We start from the raw sequence: 18,224 nt of genomic DNA, 5'->3' as shown, positions 1-18,224 counted from the left end.
CTGTTTAAAAATCGCCGAGCGTTTCGCGCGTGGGCAAGCCTTCGCTGTCGCCGCTGACCTGGATAGCCAGCGAGCCGATGCGGTTGCCGCGCTTAATCGCCTGCGGCAGGGTTTTCCCTTCCAGCAGCGCGCTGATGACGCCAACGGCAAAGCCGTCGCCCGCGCCAACGGTATCCACCACGTTAGCGGTTCTGATCGCGTCGACCTGGCCTTTTTCGCCCTCGGCGGTTTTATACCAGGCGCCTTCGCAGCCCGTTTTAATGATGACCGCTTTGACGCCCATCGCCAGATAAAAATCGGCGATCGCTTCCGGCTGGTCGTAGCCGGTCAGGATTTTGCCTTCGCTGATGCCTGGCAAAACCCAGTCGGCAAAGCCCGCCAGCGCGTTGAGCTGGGTAGCCATTTCGCGCTCGCTTGACCACAGCACGGGACGCAGGTTCGGATCGAAGGAGATGGTTTTGCCCATCCGCTTCATCTCCTGCGCCGCATGCTTTGACAGCGCCAGCGAGCTGTCGGAGATGGCCGCCGCCACGCCGCTCAGGTGCAGGTGGCGCGCTGCGCCAAAATAGTCGCGGTTGAAATCCTCGACTGACAGATGGCTGGCCGCAGAGCCTTTACGGAAATATTCCACCAGCGGATCGGAGCCGTCTTCCACGCGGGATTTCAGCTGGAAACCAGTAGGATAGCGAGCATCGGTGGTCACCTGACGGCTGTCGACGCCCTCTTTTTCCAGCTGCTGGCGCGTAAAGCGGCCAAAGGAATCATCGCCAACGCGGCTGACCCAGCCTACCTTCAGGCCCAGGCGAGCCAGGCCGATAGCGACGTTCAGCTCGGCCCCGGCGATACGTTTGGTAAAATGCTCCGCCGCCGCCAGATCGCCGGTGTCGCTGGCGATAAACATCGCCATCGCTTCGCCGATGGTCACCGCATCCAGCGTGCCGTTTTCATGAAGGGTCATGATTTATACCTCTCGCAGCAAATCTACATAGTGACGGGTGACGGCCACCAGGTCGTCGCCTTCCAGCGGGAACTCAATACCGCGCGGCACGTCGGAGGGCAGCAGCGCCAGCGTTTCCCGCCACAGATTATCAGCCTCGTCCAGCGCGATGGCGCGCCAGCCGTCAGCGGTCGGCGCAGCGGCTTTGACGTGCACGTAGCTGACGAAAGACGCCAGCTTTCCCGCTGCCCGGATGGGGTCGTCGCCCACCCATAGCCAGTTGCCCATATCAAACGTCATCCCAACAGGCGCGTTGTCAGAAAAATAGCCGTTGAGGGCGGCAAGCGTGCCGCAGTCGGTCTGATCGTTTTCCACCACCAGCGTTAACGGCAGCCCGTCGCGCAGCGGCGAGTCGTCCGAACCGGGCTGATAATGGCCTAATGAATATTTTATCAGGCGGGCGTTTAACTGCTGCGCCTCGTTAAGGTGGCTTGCCAGCCGAGGATTCAGCGCACCCTCTTCAGTATAAAGCGCTTCCGGGACCGAGTAGAACGCTGTCAGCCCGGCATCACTGATTGCCTTGCCCAACGCGGGCAGCTGCTGGATTTCCGCTTCGCTGCACAGCTCGCGGCGGATCTCAATGCCGTCTGCGCCGGCGGCGGCGACAATCGGCACCACGGCCTGCTGACCGCCGAGTTCGCCGATCCGATCGCGGCCATAGGCGGCGGTCACTACAATAATTTCAGGTTTCATCTTTTCCTCCGGGCGGTGGCCCTGACGTTACAAAAACGTTAACTGGAACCGGTTCCAACCGAAAGGGGCGGAGCGCGGTTTTATGATCGCGCTCACGATGTGGACAATTATTTGGAAATTTACTGGAAAAGCGTCAGAACGAAGCGGGTCAGGCCGACCGCTGCGTTAATACGGTGAAAAGAAAGGAAATCAGGCGAACTTCGTGGAACTGCGGATAATCAACTCGCCGGAGTAGAGCTGCTCGCACGGCGGCGCTTCGTCACCTTCAATACGGCGGATAACCTGTTCCAGCGCCGCATAGCCAATCTGCCACGTAGGCTGTTTCAGCGTAGTGATGCCGCCGCCCGCCAGTTCCGACCAGACCAGCTCGTCAAAGCCCAGCAGCCCTAAATCTTCGCCCCAGCGCAGATCCAGGCGTTTGAAGCTGCGCGCGATTTGCAGCGTCAGCGCGCCATTAACGGCCAATACGGCGCAGCGCTGGTGGCGATGGCGCTGATAAAAATCTTGCAGGATGCCATCCAGCCGCGCGCTGTCGTTTAACGCCACTTCGGCCTGTTCGGCCTCGCGCTGCGGATGCTGCGCCATCGTTTCCCGGAACGCCTTGAGGCGCTCGTGGCGGGTATTGACGGTGCCCAATGGCTCGGTAACAAACAGAATGGCGTCAAAGGCTTCTTCAAGCAGATGCGTTGTGACCTGCGCGGCGGCCTCGTGGTTATTCAGCCCTACCACGTCGCAGGCGAAATCAGGGATCTTACGGTCAATCAGCACCATCGGCAGCAGCGACTGCTGGAGATGGCTCAGCGCTTCCTCGCGCATCCCCACGGCGTTAACCACGATCCCTTCCACCTGATAGCTGCTGAGCAGATTCAGATAGTGCTGCTCCTGGTCCACCTCGTTATTGGTGTTGCACATCAGCAGCGTAAAGCCCTGCGCGCGGCAGGCCGCCTCAATGCCGCACATCACATCAACGGAGTAAGGATTGGTAATATCCGCGATAATCAGGCCGATTAAGCGGGTGCGCCCGCGCTTCAGGCCACGCGCCATCTGGCTGGGTCGATAGTTAAGTTCGGCAATGGCGGTTTCAATCCGCTGCTTTAAATCGGCGGACAGAAGGTGCTGCTCGCCGTTGAGATAGCGAGAAACGCTGGTTTTGCCCGTATGGGCTTTTCTGGCAACGTCGCTGATTGTCGCGCGTGCGGCCTTGCGGTTCATAGCGATCCTTGAACGAGTAAAAATGAAAGCAGCCATCACGGGCTTAAATCTTAAGATAGCGGGTAATGGCGGGAAGCGGATCCGGCCATCATAAAGCATAAGGGCGGTCTCGCCCACAGTCAGGCGGTTGGGCAGGGAAACAGCCGGACAAAGATTGTCCGGCTGGCGGGATTACTGCAGCGGGCTGAGGGTGATTTCCACGCGACGGTTCTGCGCTTTACCTGCGGCCGTGCTGTTGGTCGCGACCGGGTTGTCCGGCCCCATGCCGCCGGTGCGAATGCGATTGGTCGCCACGCCCTGGGTGATCAGCGAGCTGGCTACGCTGTCGGCGCGCTGCTGCGACAGGTTCATGTTCAGCTGGCGGCTGCCGGTGCTGTCGGTATAGCCGACGATGTTAACGGCGGTTTTTGGATACTCTTTCAGCACCATTGCCACGCCGGTCAGCGTGTTGGCACCCGCAGGCTTCAGCGAGCTGCTGCTGCTGTCGAAGGTGACGCTGTTCGGCATGTTCAGCACGATATTATTGCCTTCACGCGTCACGCTGACGCCGGTGCCGCGCATTTTTTCACGCAGCTTGGTTTCCTGCACGTCCATATAGTAGCCCGCGCCGCCGCCCAGCGCCGCGCCTGCCGCTGCGCCAATCAGCGCGCCTTTGCCGCGATCTTTTTTGGAAGAGGAGAGCACGCCGACGCCTGCGCCCAGCGCGGCGCCCAGGCCCGCGCCGATACCGGCTTTACCCGCCTGGCGTTCGCCGGTGTAAGGATTCGTGGTGCAGCCCGACAGGGCGATGGTACCGCTCAAAACCAGAGCAAGAGTAACAAAACGTTTTTTCATGGATAGCGTTTCCTGAACAGCGACTGGCGAAAATAGCCTGAAAAGAAGCGATTATGCCGACCCCGCGCCGAAAAAAAACCGTGTTGTCTTCCTAAATTTGTAAAGAGACGCTACCTGAGGTTATCCGGATGACAGAAACAGCTGGTCGTGTGGTCGCTAATCAGCCCGCAGGCCTGCATAAACGAATAACAGGTAGTGGTGCCGACAAATTTAAAGCCGCGCTTTTTTAGCGCTTTAGAAAGGGCATCGGAAACGGTGCTGAAGGTTGGCGCAGCGCGATAGTCGCTGTAGCGGTGGATTTGCGGCTGGCGATCAACAAACTGCCAGATAAACTCAGCAAAGGCCTCGCCCTGCGCCGCCATCGCCAGCAGCGCGCGCGCGTTGGCGACAATAGCGGAAAGCTTGCCGCGATGGCGGATCAGCCCGCTGTCCAGCATCAGCCGATCGAGGTCGCTTTCCGTCATCAACGCCACCTGTTCAGGATCGAAACCGCAGAACGCCCGCCGGTAGTTTTCCCGCTTTTTTAAGACGGTCAGCCAGGAAAGGCCGGCCATCTGACCTTCCAGGCACAGCATTTCAAACAGCGCCTGCGCGTCGGTAATCGGCACGCCCCATTCCGTATCATGATAGGCCAGATAGATCGGATCCTGAGTCACCCAACCGCAACGCTGCATAAGTAAAGTTCCTTATCTGAATTGGTTAAAAAATACACGCAAAAGGCTTGACGCAATGCCCGGAAAGGCAATAGTTATCTGACAGGTTGACGATGATAGCAACAAAATAACCGGCGTCATGCCGCCGCTTTCAGGCTCTTTCTGGAGTCACGCCATGCTAAAAAAATATTCGCGCCTGCGCGCTGCCGGAAGCGCGTGGCTCTTTTATGCCGTCTCGACTTTTCCGGTGCTGGCCTGGGATAGCTACACCGTCTTTGGCGACAGCCTGAGCGATGGCGGTAATAACGGCCGCTATACCTGGGACAGCAGCCGACATCCGCTCTATGACGAAATTCTGGCCGCAAAAATCGACCAGTCGCTCCAGCCTTCCAATAACGGCGGCAGCAACTATGCCGCGGGCGAAGCGGTGGCGCTGCCGCTGCTGAATGCCGACAACAATACGGCTAACCAGCTCGCCGCTTATCTGGCGGCCAGGCGCGGCCAGGCGGATGCCGACGGCCTCTATATTCACTGGATCGGCGGCAACGATCTGGCGGCGGCCGCGCTGAATCCGCAGCAGGCGGCAGGGCTGGTCAGCAACAGTGCTTTTGCCGCCGCAGGCCAGGTACAGCAGCTGCTGGCTGCCGGAGCCGGAACGGTTATCGTGCCGACCGTGCCCAATATCGGTGCGGCGCCGGTGCTGCTGGAGGCGGTCATCCAGACCGGCCTGGCGCCCGTTGCCGGTACGGCGCTGGCTGCGGCCTTCGCTTCCCTGAACGGCCAGACGACGCCGGATCTGAACAGCCGCAATCAGGCGATTTACCAGGCGCTGTACGCCGCCGCCGGTGAGGCCAGCAGCGTGACCGCCGTGCGGCAGGCTATCGCCGATCGGCTGTTTGCCGCGTGGCAAAGCCTTAGCGAGCAGGGCAGCGCGTTGACCAACCGCTATAACCAGCTGGAAGACGATCGGCTGGCGCAGCTGGGCGGCAACATTGTGCGCGTGGATATCAACGGTCTTTTCAGCGAGATCCTCAGTGACCCGGCGCGCTATGGCTTAAGCAATACGGCCGGCATGGCCTGCCCGCCCGGCGTTTCAGCGGCGGTCTGCACTTCGGCTACGCCCGGTTTTTCCGACGAGCAGGCTTTGCTGTTTGCCGATCGTCTGCATCCCGGCCCCGCTACGCACCAGCTGATCGCCGATTATATTGAGGCCGTGCTGAACGCGCCCGCGCAGGTGGTGGCGCTGGATCAGGCGATGCTGGCGCTCTCTCGCGATGCGCGCGCCACGCTCGACAGTCGCTTGCAGCAGCAGCGCCACAGCGACAATCCGCAGGGATCGCTTAACGTGTTCGGCGGCTACGCCGGTCAACATTACGACTATGCCGCCAATCTGGCGGCGGGCGACGGCAACGCCACCACCCATAACCTGACGCTGGGCGTGGACTATAAGCTGACCGATTCACTGCTGGTGGGCGCGCTGGTTTCCGGCTCGGACGACACGCAGCATCCTTCATCTCGCTTCGATTACAAGCTGCGCGGCTGGCTATTTTCGGCCTGGAGCGAGCTCGCTTTTCTGGACAACGGCTGGATAAATACGGATGTGTACTACGCTTTTGCCCGCTATGACGATATCCAGCGGCATTTTGCCATCGGCCCGGCGACGCGGACGGAAAAGGGCGATACCGACGGTAAACAGCTCGGCGCGCGTATTACCACCGGCTGGGATTTTCCGTTGGGCGCTTCGCTTACCACCGGCCCGACGGCACAGTACGCGCTGGATTACAGTTCGGTAGAGGGCTACAGCGAGCGGGGCGAGAGCAGCACCGCCATGCGCTTCGCCGATCAGAACTACCATTCGCAGATTGGCGCGCTGGGCTGGCGGCTGGATGCCACGCTGGGCGGGATCAATCCCTGGGCGGCGGTCAGCTATAACCACCAGTTTGGCGATAACGTCTGGCGCGCCGGCGGCGGGCTGAAGTCAACGCAGACCCGCTTCACGCGCGATACCGCCCGCCAGGACAGCAACTGGGCGGACGTGACCGTCGGCGCAAACTTGCCGCTGGGCGACAGCGCGGCGGCCTTCGCCTCGGTGTCGCAAACCGGCGGCCTCAGCACCGGCGAGCAGTTTATCTATAACCTGGGCGTCAGCGCGCGTTTCTGATCGGCTGGCGTGCGCTTTCCGGCACGGCATGAGCGGTATTGGGCGGCGGCGCGCCCGTAAATTTCTCCACCTCCAGCTGCGCCATCTGCCCGCAGTTGCCCTGCGCCAGCCGTGAGGTGCCGATATCGAAGGTCAGGCAGTTTACGTTGCCGTTCCTGCACAGCGTTTTCGGTTCGGCAGGCTCGGCGGGATCGTACCAGGCGCCTTCGCTGATGCGCACTACGCCGGGACGGATCGCTTCCGTTACCAGCGCGCCGACCAGGATCTGACCCCGATCGTTAAACGCCCTGACCAGATCGCCGGACTGGATCCCTCGGGTGACGGCATCCTGCGGATGGATCAGGATCGCTTCGCGATCGCTGACGGCATATTTTTGCCGCAGCGGCGTGTTATCCAGTTGGGAATGCAGTCGATGGCTCGGATGCGCGGTATTCAGCGACAGGGGATAGCGCTGCGCCTGCGGGCTGCCGTGCCACTCCTGCGGCGGCTGCCAGCCCGGCAGGCCCGCGCAGTCGTCGTAGTGCATCGCCGCGATAGTTTTAGAGAAGATTTCAATTTTCCCGCTGGGCGTGCCGAGCGGATTCAACAGCGGATCGGCGCGATAGTCAGCAAAGCGCACCCACTTTTTATTCTCTTCCGGTACCGGAAAGCGAATGTAGTTATTGGACTGCCAGAACAGATCGAACGGCGGCAGCGGGACGCCGGCGTTTCTGGCCTGCTGCTTCATATCGTCATACAGCTTTTTCAGCCACAGCATTTCATCGCGGCCTTCGGTAAAAGCCTGTTCGACGCCGAGCCTGGTCGCAATGGCCTGAAAAATGGCGAAATCGCTGCGCGCCTGGTGCTGCGGCGGCACGCACTGGCGCATCGGGAACAGATAGCGCTGCGAATAGTCGCCGCCCATATCCATATCGTTGCGCTCATAGCTGGTGGTGCAGGGCAGCACGATATCGGCGTGTCTGGCGGTGGCCGTCCAGTAAGGATCCTGCACCACAATGGTTTCCGGGCGTTGCCAGGCCAGCAGCAAATTGTTGGTGTCCTGATGGTGGTGGAAAGGATTGCCCCCCGCGACGTAGACCATTTTGACGTCGGGATAAGTCACCTCTTTGCCATTAAAAACGATAGTTTTGCCGGGATTGGCAAGGCAGTCGGCAATGCGCGCTACCGGGATCGGCGGCGGCGAACCGGCAGGCGCGACGCCCGCGCTGATGCCCGACAGGATCCCGCCTCGCGCCGTTGGGCTGCCGCCGGAAGAGTAGTGGTAGCTGAAGCCGAAACCGCCGCCCGGCAGGCCGATTTGCCCGAGCATGGCGGCCAGCGTTACCAGCAGCCAGTGCGGCTGCTCGCCGCGGTGCTGGCGCTGAATGCCCCAGCCGGCCATGATCATGGTGCGCTGACCTGCCATCCTTCTTGCCAGCTGGCGCAGCTGCTCCGGCGCGATGCCGCAGATCTCGCTGGCCCATTCCGCGCTTTTGACAAGGCCGTCGCTTTCGCCCAGCAGGTAGGCGCGAAACTTTTCAAAACCCGTGGTATAGCGGGCAAGAAAAGCCTCGTCATGGTGCTTTTCTGCCAGCAGCGTATGCGCCAGGCCCAAAATCATCGCGGCGTCGGTATAGGCTTTCGGCGCGATCCATTCCGCATTCAGCGCTTTGGCGCTGTCGCTAAATACGGGATCGATGCAGATAATCGGCGTGCCTTTGGCGGCCAGCGCCGCAAATCCTTCCAGCCCGACGTGATCCGGCACGTTCCAGCTGTTTTTCAGCGTCACCAGCGGATTGCAGCCCCACAGCACCACCAGTTCGCTGCTTTCCACCACCACCGGCCAGCTGGTTTGCTGCTCGTAAACCTCCATTGAACCGACCACGTGCGACATAATCACCTGCGCCGCGCCGGTAGAGTAATCGCCGCTGTAGCCCAGAAAGCCGCCCGCCAGGTTCATCAGGCGGTGCAGCAGCGCGCGGGAGTTGTGCAGCATCCCGGTGCTTTTCCAGCCGTAGGATCCGGCGTAAATAGCGGACGGGCCGTGCTCGCGCTGTAGCCTGCGGATGTCGTTGGCGACCAGCTCGGTGGCCTTTTCCCAGCTGACGCTGACCCACTTATCGCGGCCGCGCAGCGCCGTATTGCTGCCCGGCCCGTGCTCCAGCCAGCTTTGCCGCACCATCGGCGCGGTGATGCGGTTGGCTGCGTGAACCTGATAAGGCGCCATAGTGATCAGCTCGTTGGGCGCGGGATCGTCCTCCACGGGCTGTACGCCGACCATTTTTCCGTTCTCTACCAGCGCTTCAAAAGCGCCCCAGTGAGCGGCGGTCAGGATGCCTTTTCTGGCGGGCCTGAGCGCGGTAAACAGCGGCATTGCCTGGCTGATGGCCTGAGCCAGCGCGGAGCGGGCGTATAGCAGATCCAGCGAGCCGGCGGCCAGCAGCGTGCCGCCTGCGGCGAGAAAGTGGCGGCGGCTGAGGCCGAAACGATTATTTTTCATGGGGTTCTCTCCCTGTGCGGTCGACTTCATGTCGCTGGCGTACTGCTGTGCGTAGCGCGTCAGCAGGCGCAGCTGCTCCGTATCCAGCGAAGTGCGCGAGGCCATGCCTTTTATCACCCCCGTCCACTGGTTCGCCGTGTAGTGGTCGGGCGCGGTGAGTCCGTGGCAGCCCGTGCAGTTGGCGGTCATCAGGCTGGCGGCCTGCTGCCAGAGCTTGTCCCGATCGGCGATCAGCGCGTCGCTGGCGACCGCTATATCGAGCGAAACGCGGTGCCAGCTTGTTTCCGTCTGGCTGTCTTCCTCCGTGGCGAGGATTTTTATCTGCGGCGCGGCTTCCGGCGCGACGATGGCGCTGATAATGCGTTTGCCTTTGGCCGCGTAGATCGCGCCGGTCGAGCCATCCTGCTGCCAGCCTTTCAGCTGTGCTTCAGTACGGCCATTTTTATGCCGGTACGGCAGCAGCTCCGCCGCCGGAAACAGCGTGCCTGCGGCAGGCCCGTCATGGGATGCCAGGGTGAAAGGCTGCGTGCTGATGGGATACAGAGGACGGTTATCGGCTTTGGCTGCGGCGGCCAGCGCGGTTAGCTGAGCGGCGCCGGAAGCGTTGCTGGCGCGCATATCGGGCAGGATGTGCGCCACGCCACGATGGCAGTCGATGCAGGTTTCGCCGCTTTTCAGCGCAACAGGGTGCGCTTTCCTGGCTTCCGGCCGCTGGCCCAGCATATCCATCGCGGCAAAACTGTGGCAGCTGCGGCAGGTCGCAGAATCGCTGGCCTTCATCTTTTGCCATACCGACTCCGCCATCGCCAGCTTGTGGGCATTGTACTGCTCTTCGCTGTCCAGCTTGCCGGTCAGTTCGCCCAGCAGATCCTTGCTCGCGCCCAGCTTGGTCGCCATCCAGGCCAGCGGCTCGTTGGGAACGTGGCAGTCGGCGCATTCCGCGCGGATGCCGGCATGGTTCTGGAAGTGAATGCTGCCCTGATATTCCGCCAGCGGCCTCGACATGCTGTGGCAGGAAACGCAAAAAGCGGTGTCGCTGGTTTTGTGCAGCACTACCGCGCTGCCGGCGACGACCAGCAGCGTGGCGATAGCAATCAGCGCGATAAACGGCCAGCGGCGCTTACTGAAAATTTTCATATAAGCTCAAATCCCTTTGTTTAAAAAACAGGCTTATTTATCCCACAAAATCAGCGGGCTAAATTTGTGTCGCATCAATAAGGGAAGCGTTAGGGAAAAAGGAGGATTAGGGGAACATGCTGTCGTCGCGCAGCAGATGATCGCTGCCCTGACGATGGGTAAAGCCGCTGTGGTCGAAAAATTCCAGGATCTGCACCGCCAGCTTGCGGCCCATAGCGAAAAGGCGGCGAAAGTCCGCCGCGCGGGTGGCAAGCCCCTGCTGATGCCGCTGGCGAATGGTGTCGGCAAACCGTTCAATCAGCGCGCGGGAGTAGTAGCGATCGTGAACAATCGCCGCAATTTCGCCGCTGCTGGCGGCTTTTTGCAGCGTCAGACGCATCAGCGCCTCGTCGGCGTTCAGGCAGGTTGCCATATCGCGCACCCACCCGCTATCCTGCGTCAGCAGCGGTTTGGCCTGCTGCCACAGCGCCTGCTCTTCTGGCGTAAAGCTGACGGAGAAAGCAGGCAGACGCAGCCAGCCATAGCGAAACGCCAGCGCGCCGTCGGCCAGCAATAAGTCGATAACCGCCAGCCCGATTGCTTCCGGCAGGCCGGGCAGCGCCATCCTTCTGAGGCGGCTTCGCCCCAGCCCCGGCCTGTCTTCGTGCTTGCGATGGTAGCCCGCCAGCGTATCCAGCACCTGCCGCCGCCATCCTGCGGTAACCTCTGCCAGCAGCAGATAGTCGCCCGCTTCAACCGGCGCAATGGCGCTGAGCGCAGCGGAAAAGCCTTCGGCAGTCAGCTGGCGTGCCCAGGCCAGCTGCGTTTTGCGCCAGGGACGGGCCTGAAGCAAAAGCCGCAGCGTTGCCTCATCGTCCTGCGCATTGGCCAGCTGCTGTAGCCAGCGCGTCGCGTCGGGCTGTGGCATACAGCCTTTTTTCTGCATCAACAGCACCACGCGAGCGCCCGCCAGCGTTTGCCGGGCCGTGATATCGCGCAGGATCAGCCGATCGTTATCTGCCAGCCACAGCGGTTTATCCAGCGTCAGCTCGGCCAGGTTATCCTGCATCGGCGTCACGCTGCCGGTGATATGGCTGGCGGCATGATGAATATGCAGCCGCTGCGCCTGTTTTAACGGCTGAAGCGGCTGGAGCGCCACCACCACCCGGCTGGAAAGCACGGCGGGCGGCTCTTGCAGCAGCCAGTCGCCGCGGGACAGCTCGCTTTTTTCGACGCCGCCAACAAGGTTAAGCGCCAGCCGCTGGCCGCCGCAGGCGACGCTGGCAGGCTGGTTTTGCGCCCGCAGACCCTGCACGCGGACGCTTTTATTCATGCCGGTCAGCCAGAGCCTGTCACCGACGCGAACCTCGCCGCCCAGCGCGGTGCCCGTGACCACAGTGCCCGTACCCGGCACGCTGAAGGCGCGATCGATAGCCAGGCGAAAGCGTTTACAGGGCGCGATCGCGCGCGGTGGCAGCTGGCTGATATGGTCGGCAAGGGCGCTGATGCCGGTGGCGTTCAGCGCGCTGGTGACAAACAGCGTGACGTCCGGCCAGCCCATCAGCGCGGCCAGCGTACGGATTTCCCGCTCGGTGTCGCTGATGCGTGCGGCGTTGGCCAGGTCGGCTTTGGTAATTGCGATGGTCAGCGGCGGCTGCCCGCTCAGTTGCAGGATCGCCAGATGTTCGCGGGTTTGCGGCATGATGCCGTCATCGGCCGCCACGGCGAGCAGCGCGTGATCCGGGCCGGTGACGCCGCTGAGCATATTAGCGAGGTGCTTTTGATGGCCCGGCACGTCGATAAAACTGAAGATCCGTCCATCCGGCCTCGGCCACCAGGCGTAGTTGAGATCGACCGTGCTGTCCTGAGGCTTTTCACCCGGCAGCCGATCGAGCGCCGCGCCGGTCAGCGCCTGCAGCAGCGTAGTTTTACCGTGTGCGGCATGACCTGCGCTGACGATGACCATCAGCTTGCCCCGGCGCTAAGGCGCCGCGGCGGAGGCGCCGTTATCCGGGCGGCGGTAAACGGGTTCACCATCAGGCCGATGGCGGCACCGTGCGGGCGAAGCTTTCCCGCTGGAACATTTTTTCCGCCAGTTTGACCAGCGCAGGCCGTTCCACGCACCAGTTAGGGATCACGCGGCGAAAATTCAGGAAGCCTATCAGGCAGGCGACGGCTATATCCGCCACGTTGATGGCCTCGCCGTTGATCGTGGTGCCTTTGGCCGCCTCTTGTTCCAGCGCGTCGAGACCGCGCGCGATTTTTTCGCGCTGGCGCAGCAGCTGGCTCTCCATCTGTAGCTCCGGCGGCCTCATCTGTTCGCGCAGCAGGATCACTGCCGCATCGCCGATCCCGTCCGCCAGCGCCTCCAGCTGCTGTACCTTCAGCGCCGCCAGCCGATCATGCGGCATCAGCGCCGGGGCGATATCCAGCTGCTCCAGGTAAGCGGCGATGATAGGCGAGTCGTACCAGGTATCTTCCCCAGCCACCAGCGCCGGGACTTTACCCAGCGGATTGTAGTGCGGAACGTGGCTCTCGTCGGTCCAGGGCGATTCGTTGATAAATTCAAAGGTGATGCCTTTTTCCAACAGAATGACCGAAATTTTCCGTACAAAAGGACTGGTATAGCTGCCGATTAATTTCATTACGCGAATTCCCCTTCAAAACCGAATGGCCTGTTTATCATGTTATTCTCCCGGAAACAGGAATGGATTCAGGCTGCTGCGTGAAAAGCCCTCCTGTTCCATTCGCGCATCCAGCACCAGCGAGGCGAGATCGTCGGCAACCGCTTCTACGGCCGGATCTTTTGCCTGATAGAGCAGTTTCATATAGGTGCCGCAGTCGCCGCAGCTTTCGGCCTTAATGGACGCGAGATTGCCTTCCAGCGACCAGGCGTGCAGGTCCTGCGTTTGCTCACAGTTGCTGCATCGCGCGCGCGCCACGTGCCATTCGCTTTCGCACAGATTGCAGTGCAGATAGCGCAGGCCGTCCTCCTGCTGGTCCATATGCACCACGCCGGAGACCGGCACGCTGCCGCACACCGGACAAAACTGCCGCTGTTCGCCATATTCGGCGCGCGCGCGGCCGGGGATCAGCGCCGCCATCTGCGCCCAGTACAGCGAGAGCGCCGCCCAGACAAAAGGCGATTTGTCGCTGGCTATTTGTGAAAAGTCATTGGCGAACAGCGCGTTAGCCATGGCTTCCAGCTCCGGCGCAGAGGCTTTTTCCAGATTCTCCAGTACCGCCAGCGCCTGACCGGACATTTCCGGCTTCATTTCAGCGATCAGCGAATGGAGCAGACGCTGCCAGTGCGGATCGCGGGGCAGCGTGTTGATATCCAGCGGCGGTTTGCCGATGCGTGCGGCTTCCGCCAGGCGCGCCTGCAAATCCAGCCGCAGCGGATGATCGTAAAGCACTATCTCCTGCGCGCTGGCGATAACGGCCGCAAAGCGCAAATAGTCGCCCAACGGATTTTTCTCTGCCAGCTGACGCAGTCTCGCGGCGCGGCGGGCATACAAATTTTTCAGCCTGGGGAAAAGTAACGGCGGGATCGTCTCCGCCATTTTTGTTTCGCTTTTCTCCAGCGGCTCCTGCGGGATTATGCGAATAGTCATCAGGAATTCCTGTTATCTGGCGCGCTAATATCGTCGGCGGAACGCGCATTAGCCGCACTTTTTGCCCGGTAGTCGGGCACCCGGTCTTCAAATTGTCTGTTTCGCCTCTAAAGCGGCGTAAACCCGCATGGCGCGCGGTGGTCAATCTCCTGTCACGCTCAACTTACCGGTAAAGCAGGGCCGCCGCATCGCGTATTGCGCGCCTGCGGCGGCCTGAAAAATGCGCTTATGGCTAAAATTATAGCGTCCGCTCTCGTCAACTTCCTTGTTAAGCGTAATTTAAGGGATATTTTTTAACCACGACGGTTTGCTGCACACAGCGAAAAAGCCTCTACGGCATGTCCGAGTTCCGGTCTGCGACCGTCGCTGTCCACCAGGCCGGTTGCAACCCGAGGCCCTGGCAGCGGTTGGTTATCCGTTTCTTTTTGTGCTTTTTGCCGCCGGAAAACACCGTTGCGCGGATTATTGTTTTGCGGTCGTTCTCTTGCGGGTTCAAAATTACAGGCGAAAAAATTAGCGGCGCGGCTTGAGTGACGGGAAAGACAGGTGAGTGAAATGAGCAAGGCGGGTGAACAGAGCATGGCCGGCGTCAGTCAGATTGAGGTCTGGCAGCGCGGTACGCTGGAGACGGCACAGGAGGACTGGCTGGCCGATGAGGTGCCGGTGGCGCTGGTGTATAACGGCATTTCGCATGTGGTGATGATGGCAACGCCGAAAGATCTCGAGGCATTCGCCATCGGTTTTTCCCTCTCCGAAGGGATTATCAGCTCGCCCGGCGATATTTACGGCATTGATATTCAGCCTTCCTGCGGCGGGCTTGAGGTGCAGATAGAGCTGTCCAGCCGCCGTTTTATGGGGCTGAAAGCGCAGCGCCGGGCAATGGCGGGCCGCACGGGCTGCGGCGTCTGCGGCGTGGAGCAGCTGGCGGAAATCGGCAAGCCCGTGCAGCCGCTGCCTTTCAGCCAAACCTTTTCGCTGGATCGGCTGGACGGCGCGCTGTCGCAGCTGAAAAGCTACCAGCCCGTCGGGCAGCTGACCGGCTGCACGCACGCGGCGGCCTGGATAGCGCCAGACGGCAATCTGGCGGGCGGCTGTGAAGACGTAGGTCGCCACGTGGCGCTGGATAAGCTGCTCGGCCTGCGCAGTCAGCAGGCAAGCTGGCAGCAGGGCGCGGTGCTGGTTTCCAGCCGCGCAAGCTACGAGATGGTGCAGAAATCCGCCATGTGCGGCGTGGAAATTCTCTTTGCGGTTTCCGCCGCGACCAAACTGGCGGTTGAGGTGGCGCAGCGCAGCAATCTGACGCTGGTCGGCTTCAGCAAGCCGGGCCGCGCCACGGTTTATACCCATCCGCAGCGGCTGATTTGACCGCCTGATCTCTCGGCGCAGGTGGCCGTTACGCCACCACCACCTGCGGCAGTACCGTTTCCAGCGAGGCGAAAGCCTGAACGCCCGCCGCGCCGCTGTCGGTGACCAGCAACGCGATCTGTTCAGGCCGGGCATACTGCATCCGGCTGCTCACGCCCAGCTTGCTGTGATCGGCCAGCAGGATCGATCGCGCCGCCTGATGCACCATCGCGCGCGCGATGGCCGCTTCGTAAGGATGAAAGCTGCTGGCACCGTTTTTGCTGTCGACGCCGGTCGGCGACAGCATCGCCACGTCGGCGCGGTAGCGATAAATTTCCGCCACCGTCAGCTCGCCGCGCGTTTCCTGCGCACCGGCCAGCATCGCACCACCCAGCAGAATAATGCTGTTGTTCAGCTGCTCGCCCTCTTCGGCAGCGGAAAGTTTTAGCGCCGCCTGCAGGCTGTTGGTGATGATGGTCAGACCGGACATGGTGCGCAGCTCTTCCGCCAGCATGGTGGTGGTGCTGCCAGCGTCGATAAACAGCGTCTGGCCCGGCGTTAACAGCCGCGCGGCGGCACGCGCAATAGCGCGTTTTTCTCTGGCGCGGACTTCGCTGCGCACCGTCAGCGGCGGTTCCGGCTCCGCCGTCAGCGACATCAGCCCGCCGTGTACGCGACGGGCCGCGCCCAGCGCCTCCAGCTCGATAATGTCTCTTCTGGCAGTTTCGCGTGAAACGCCTAACTCTTTGATAATGCGCTCGGTGCTGACATGACCCAGCGTAGCCAGCAGCGCGCGAATGCGATGCAGACGCGATTCCTGAAGCATGATTGCGTTCCTTAACCGGACAAGGGCACCAGCCTAACCGACAAACGATCGCCGTGCATGTGTATTTTATTGCATATGTGTATTTTGTTGCATTAAGACAAAAAAGAGTCATTATAAAAAGACGGCTGCACGCCTTCATCCTTTCGCAACGGGAGTTATCATGGCTACACGTTCGACCATCATGGATACCAACAGTTTTCGCGCAGAGCACGCTGCCGGTCTGGACGCCGACGTGCGGAAACTTACCGATAAACGCAGCCGGGTGCTGGGCGAATCCTACCGGCTGTTTTACCGCAAGCCGGTGCATCTGGTGCGGGGCGAAGGGCAATATCTATGGGATGCCGCCGGAGAAAAATATCTGGATGCCTATAACAACGTGGCGAGCATCGGCCACTGCCATCCTGCGGTCATTGATGCGGTATATCAGCAGATGCAGCAGCTTAATACCCATACTCGCTATCTGCATGAGCGCATTCTCGACTATTCGGAAGCGCTGCTGTCGACGCTGCCCGGCGAAATCGATCGGGCGATGTATATGTGCACCGGTTCGGAGGCGAACGACCTGGCTATCCGCGTGGCGCGGGCCTTCAGCGGCGGCACGGGCATTATCGTCAGCCAGGAGGCCTATCACGGCACCAGCGATCTGACCTCCGGCGTTTCGCCTGCTTTAGGCTCCGGCCAGCCGCTGGCCACCACCACCCGCCTGGTTTCGCCGCCCGATCGCTATCGCGTCACCGCGCCGGATTTGGGCGACTGGTTCGCCAACGAAATCCAGCGGCAGATCGACGATATGGCCGCGCACGGTATTAAATTCGCCGGCTTCCTTGCCGACTCGATTTTCTCCTCCGATGGCGTGCTGCCCGGCCCGAAAGGCTTTTTGCAAAAGGCGATTGACGTGGTGCACAACAACGGCGGCATCTTTATCGCCGACGAAGTGCAGCCCGGCTTTGCCCGTACCGGTGAGGCATTCTGGGGCTTTGCGCGGCACGGCGTCGTGCCGGATATCGTTACCACCGGCAAGCCGATGGGCAACGGCATTCCGGTATCCGGACTGCTGGCGAAAAGCGACGTATTGGCCGCTTTCAGCGACGATATCCCCTATTTCAATACGTTTGGCGGCAATCCGGTGGCGATGGCGGCGGCGCAGGCGGTGTTACAGGTGATTAAAGAAGAACAGCTGCAGGAACACAGCCGCGTCGTGGGCGAAAAACTGCTGAAAGAGCTGCTGACGCTGAAAGAGAAGTACGAATGCGTAGGTGACGTGCGCGGCGCGGGGCTGTTTATCGGCTTTGAGCTGGTCAAAGACAAGAGCAGCAAAACGCCGGACAAACAGCTGGCGCTGGATGTCACCGAAAAGCTGCGTGAAAACCGCGTGCTGACCTCGGTGGCCGGGCCTTACGGCAACGTGTTGAAGCTGCGTCCGCCTTTGGCTTTTCAGGAAAGCGATATCGACTGGCTGGTCGGCGCGCTGGATAACTCCCTGCGGGCCGTACTGCGCTAACCACAGCGGCGGCCCGCGCGCCGTCTGCTGGCCAGAAAGCTTACTCATGGACTGAACAGCTCACTCAGGCGGCAGTCAAGCTCCTTCAGGCAGCCGGAAAGCTTGCTCAGGCAGCGGCGATCTGCTGAGAAAAGTTAGCTTCCATCCGCGCCCAGGCGTCGTGCATATCGTCCGCCAGGCTGAACAGTCCGGAGGTGCCGACGATAAACACCTCGACGCCGGAAGCTGCAATCTGCCCGAAGGTGGCCGCATTGCAGGAGCCGTCGATTTCCGTGAGGTAGCGCCAGCCATGCTGTTCGCGCAGCCGGATCAGCTGACGAATTTTATCCAGCGTTTGCGGAATAAATTGCTGCCCGGCAAAGCCCGGATCCACTGACATTACCGTAACTTTATCCAGCAGATGCGCATATTCCATAATGGCTGCCGCGGGCGTGGCCGGATTAAGCACCACGCCGCAGCGTTTACCTGCTTCTTTAATCTGCATCAGCAGGCGGAATATTTTGTTATTCGCCGTTTCGGGATGAAAACTGATAATGTCCGCGCCCGCCTCCAGGCACATTGGAATAATATCTTCCGGATGATTAACCATCAGATGCACATCAATCGGCACATCGGTTATTTTGCGCAGGTTCTCGATAAAGAACGGCGACAGCGTAATATTTTTTACGTAACTGCCGTCCATAATATCGACATGATAAAAAGCGGCTTTATCATTCATTGCCTCTATTTGCTCACGGAACCGGGTTAAATCCATACACATTAAAGAAGGTGAAAATTTCGCGTTCATGGAAGTT

14 protein-coding genes and 1 pseudogene are annotated in these 18,224 nt (G+C 60.8%); 3 read left to right on the top strand and 12 right to left on the bottom strand.

The annotated features are described in order from the left end of the window. Nucleotides 1-4: 4 nt before the first annotated feature. The 5 genes from QCD69_RS07415 to QCD69_RS07395 form a co-directional block, all read right to left on the bottom strand. Entirely contained in the window at nt 5-958 is a 954-nt protein-coding gene (locus tag QCD69_RS07415; RefSeq protein WP_301251568.1) for a sugar kinase, read from the bottom strand. Nucleotides 959-961: 3 nt separating this feature from the next. Continuing rightward, on the bottom strand, nt 962-1,690 hold the full coding sequence (locus tag QCD69_RS07410) for a sugar phosphate isomerase/epimerase family protein (protein ID WP_301251566.1): 729 nt from the start codon (nt 1,688-1,690) through the stop codon (nt 962-964). A gap of 189 nt (nt 1,691-1,879) precedes the next feature. Then, the gene (locus tag QCD69_RS07405) at nt 1,880-2,902 is read right to left on the bottom strand and encodes a LacI family DNA-binding transcriptional regulator (RefSeq protein WP_253456743.1); all 1,023 of its coding nucleotides are present in this window, start codon (nt 2,900-2,902) and stop codon (nt 1,880-1,882) included. 171 nt (nt 2,903-3,073) lie between these two features. Next, entirely contained in the window at nt 3,074-3,736 is a 663-nt protein-coding gene (locus QCD69_RS07400; RefSeq protein WP_253456740.1) for an OmpA family lipoprotein, read from the bottom strand. A 110-nt stretch (nt 3,737-3,846) separates the two neighbouring features. Next, a complete protein-coding gene (locus tag QCD69_RS07395) occupies nt 3,847-4,410 on the bottom strand; it encodes a DNA-3-methyladenine glycosylase I (RefSeq protein ID WP_301251563.1) in 564 nt (187 codons plus the stop codon). Nucleotides 4,411-4,564: 154 nt separating this feature from the next. Between QCD69_RS07395 and QCD69_RS07390 the strand changes: the two genes are divergently transcribed. Further along, complete coding sequence (locus tag QCD69_RS07390) at nt 4,565-6,550, top strand: autotransporter outer membrane beta-barrel domain-containing protein (RefSeq protein WP_301251561.1); 1,986 nt, start codon at nt 4,565-4,567, stop codon at nt 6,548-6,550. On the opposite strand, the gene torA is transcribed toward QCD69_RS07390, so the two are convergent. The 5 genes and pseudogenes from torA to fdhE form a co-directional block, all read right to left on the bottom strand. Then, nucleotides 6,534-9,029 (bottom strand): trimethylamine-N-oxide reductase TorA, encoded by a 2,496-nt coding sequence (gene torA, locus QCD69_RS07385; protein ID WP_301251612.1) that lies wholly within the window; start codon nt 9,027-9,029, stop codon nt 6,534-6,536. The two genes, QCD69_RS07390 and torA, sit on opposite strands and share 17 nt — an antisense overlap. A gap of 627 nt (nt 9,030-9,656) precedes the next feature. Then, nucleotides 9,657-10,166: pseudogene (locus tag QCD69_RS07380) on the bottom strand (NapC/NirT family cytochrome c); the annotation flags it as partial. A gap of 106 nt (nt 10,167-10,272) precedes the next feature. Then, the gene (gene selB, locus QCD69_RS07375) at nt 10,273-12,111 is read right to left on the bottom strand and encodes a selenocysteine-specific translation elongation factor (protein ID WP_301251559.1); all 1,839 of its coding nucleotides are present in this window, start codon (nt 12,109-12,111) and stop codon (nt 10,273-10,275) included. A 70-nt stretch (nt 12,112-12,181) separates the two neighbouring features. Then, a complete protein-coding gene (locus tag QCD69_RS07370; RefSeq protein WP_301251558.1) occupies nt 12,182-12,790 on the bottom strand; it encodes a glutathione S-transferase in 609 nt (202 codons plus the stop codon). A 42-nt stretch (nt 12,791-12,832) separates the two neighbouring features. After that, entirely contained in the window at nt 12,833-13,759 is a 927-nt protein-coding gene (gene fdhE / locus QCD69_RS07365) for a formate dehydrogenase accessory protein FdhE (protein WP_301251556.1), read from the bottom strand. Between the two features lie 555 nt (nt 13,760-14,314). Here fdhE and fdhD point away from each other — a divergent pair. Then, nucleotides 14,315-15,124, top strand: coding sequence for a formate dehydrogenase accessory sulfurtransferase FdhD (gene fdhD / locus QCD69_RS07360; protein WP_301251555.1), 810 nt, complete (start codon nt 14,315-14,317; stop codon nt 15,122-15,124). A 28-nt stretch (nt 15,125-15,152) separates the two neighbouring features. On the opposite strand, the gene QCD69_RS07355 is transcribed toward fdhD, so the two are convergent. Then, nucleotides 15,153-15,929, bottom strand: a complete 777-nt coding sequence (locus QCD69_RS07355) for a DeoR/GlpR family DNA-binding transcription regulator (protein WP_301251554.1) — start codon at nt 15,927-15,929, stop codon at nt 15,153-15,155. A 160-nt stretch (nt 15,930-16,089) separates the two neighbouring features. Between QCD69_RS07355 and QCD69_RS07350 the strand changes: the two genes are divergently transcribed. Next, a complete protein-coding gene (locus tag QCD69_RS07350; RefSeq protein WP_301251553.1) occupies nt 16,090-17,430 on the top strand; it encodes an aspartate aminotransferase family protein in 1,341 nt (446 codons plus the stop codon). Between the two features lie 106 nt (nt 17,431-17,536). Here QCD69_RS07350 and alsE read toward each other — a convergent pair whose 3' ends face one another. After that, a complete protein-coding gene (gene alsE, locus QCD69_RS07345; RefSeq protein WP_301251552.1) occupies nt 17,537-18,217 on the bottom strand; it encodes a D-allulose 6-phosphate 3-epimerase in 681 nt (226 codons plus the stop codon). Between the last annotated feature and the right edge of the window lie 7 nt (nt 18,218-18,224).

Source organism: Erwinia sp. PsM31 (assembly GCF_030433775.1).
Lineage (GTDB): Bacteria > Pseudomonadota > Gammaproteobacteria > Enterobacterales > Enterobacteriaceae > Erwinia > Erwinia aeris.
This window is presented reverse-complemented; position numbering and strand designations above follow the sequence as displayed.

Excerpts from the sequence above, each read along its gene's own strand:
- QCD69_RS07410 (WP_301251566.1), bottom strand. The coding sequence starts at position 1,690 with ATGAAACCTGAAATTATTGTAGTGACCGCCGCCTATGGCCGCGATCGG.
- QCD69_RS07405 (WP_253456743.1), bottom strand. The coding sequence starts at position 2,902 with ATGAACCGCAAGGCCGCACGCGCGACAATCAGCGACGTTGCCAGAAAA.
- fdhE (WP_301251556.1), bottom strand. The coding sequence starts at position 13,759 with ATGACTATTCGCATAATCCCGCAGGAGCCGCTGGAGAAAAGCGAAACA.
- QCD69_RS07350 (WP_301251553.1), top strand. The coding sequence starts at position 16,090 with ATGGCTACACGTTCGACCATCATGGATACCAACAGTTTTCGCGCAGAG.
- fdhD (WP_301251555.1), top strand. The coding sequence starts at position 14,315 with ATGAGCAAGGCGGGTGAACAGAGCATGGCCGGCGTCAGTCAGATTGAG.
- torA (WP_301251612.1), bottom strand. The coding sequence starts at position 9,029 with ATGAAAAATAATCGTTTCGGCCTCAGCCGCCGCCACTTTCTCGCCGCA.
- QCD69_RS07415 (WP_301251568.1), bottom strand. The coding sequence starts at position 958 with ATGACCCTTCATGAAAACGGCACGCTGGATGCGGTGACCATCGGCGAA.
- QCD69_RS07370 (WP_301251558.1), bottom strand. The coding sequence starts at position 12,790 with ATGAAATTAATCGGCAGCTATACCAGTCCTTTTGTACGGAAAATTTCG.
- QCD69_RS07395 (WP_301251563.1), bottom strand. The coding sequence starts at position 4,410 with ATGCAGCGTTGCGGTTGGGTGACTCAGGATCCGATCTATCTGGCCTAT.
- QCD69_RS07400 (WP_253456740.1), bottom strand. The coding sequence starts at position 3,736 with ATGAAAAAACGTTTTGTTACTCTTGCTCTGGTTTTGAGCGGTACCATC.
- QCD69_RS07355 (WP_301251554.1), bottom strand. The coding sequence starts at position 15,929 with ATGCTTCAGGAATCGCGTCTGCATCGCATTCGCGCGCTGCTGGCTACG.
- selB (WP_301251559.1), bottom strand. The coding sequence starts at position 12,111 with ATGGTCATCGTCAGCGCAGGTCATGCCGCACACGGTAAAACTACGCTG.
- QCD69_RS07390 (WP_301251561.1), top strand. The coding sequence starts at position 4,565 with ATGCTAAAAAAATATTCGCGCCTGCGCGCTGCCGGAAGCGCGTGGCTC.
- alsE (WP_301251552.1), bottom strand. The coding sequence starts at position 18,217 with ATGAACGCGAAATTTTCACCTTCTTTAATGTGTATGGATTTAACCCGG.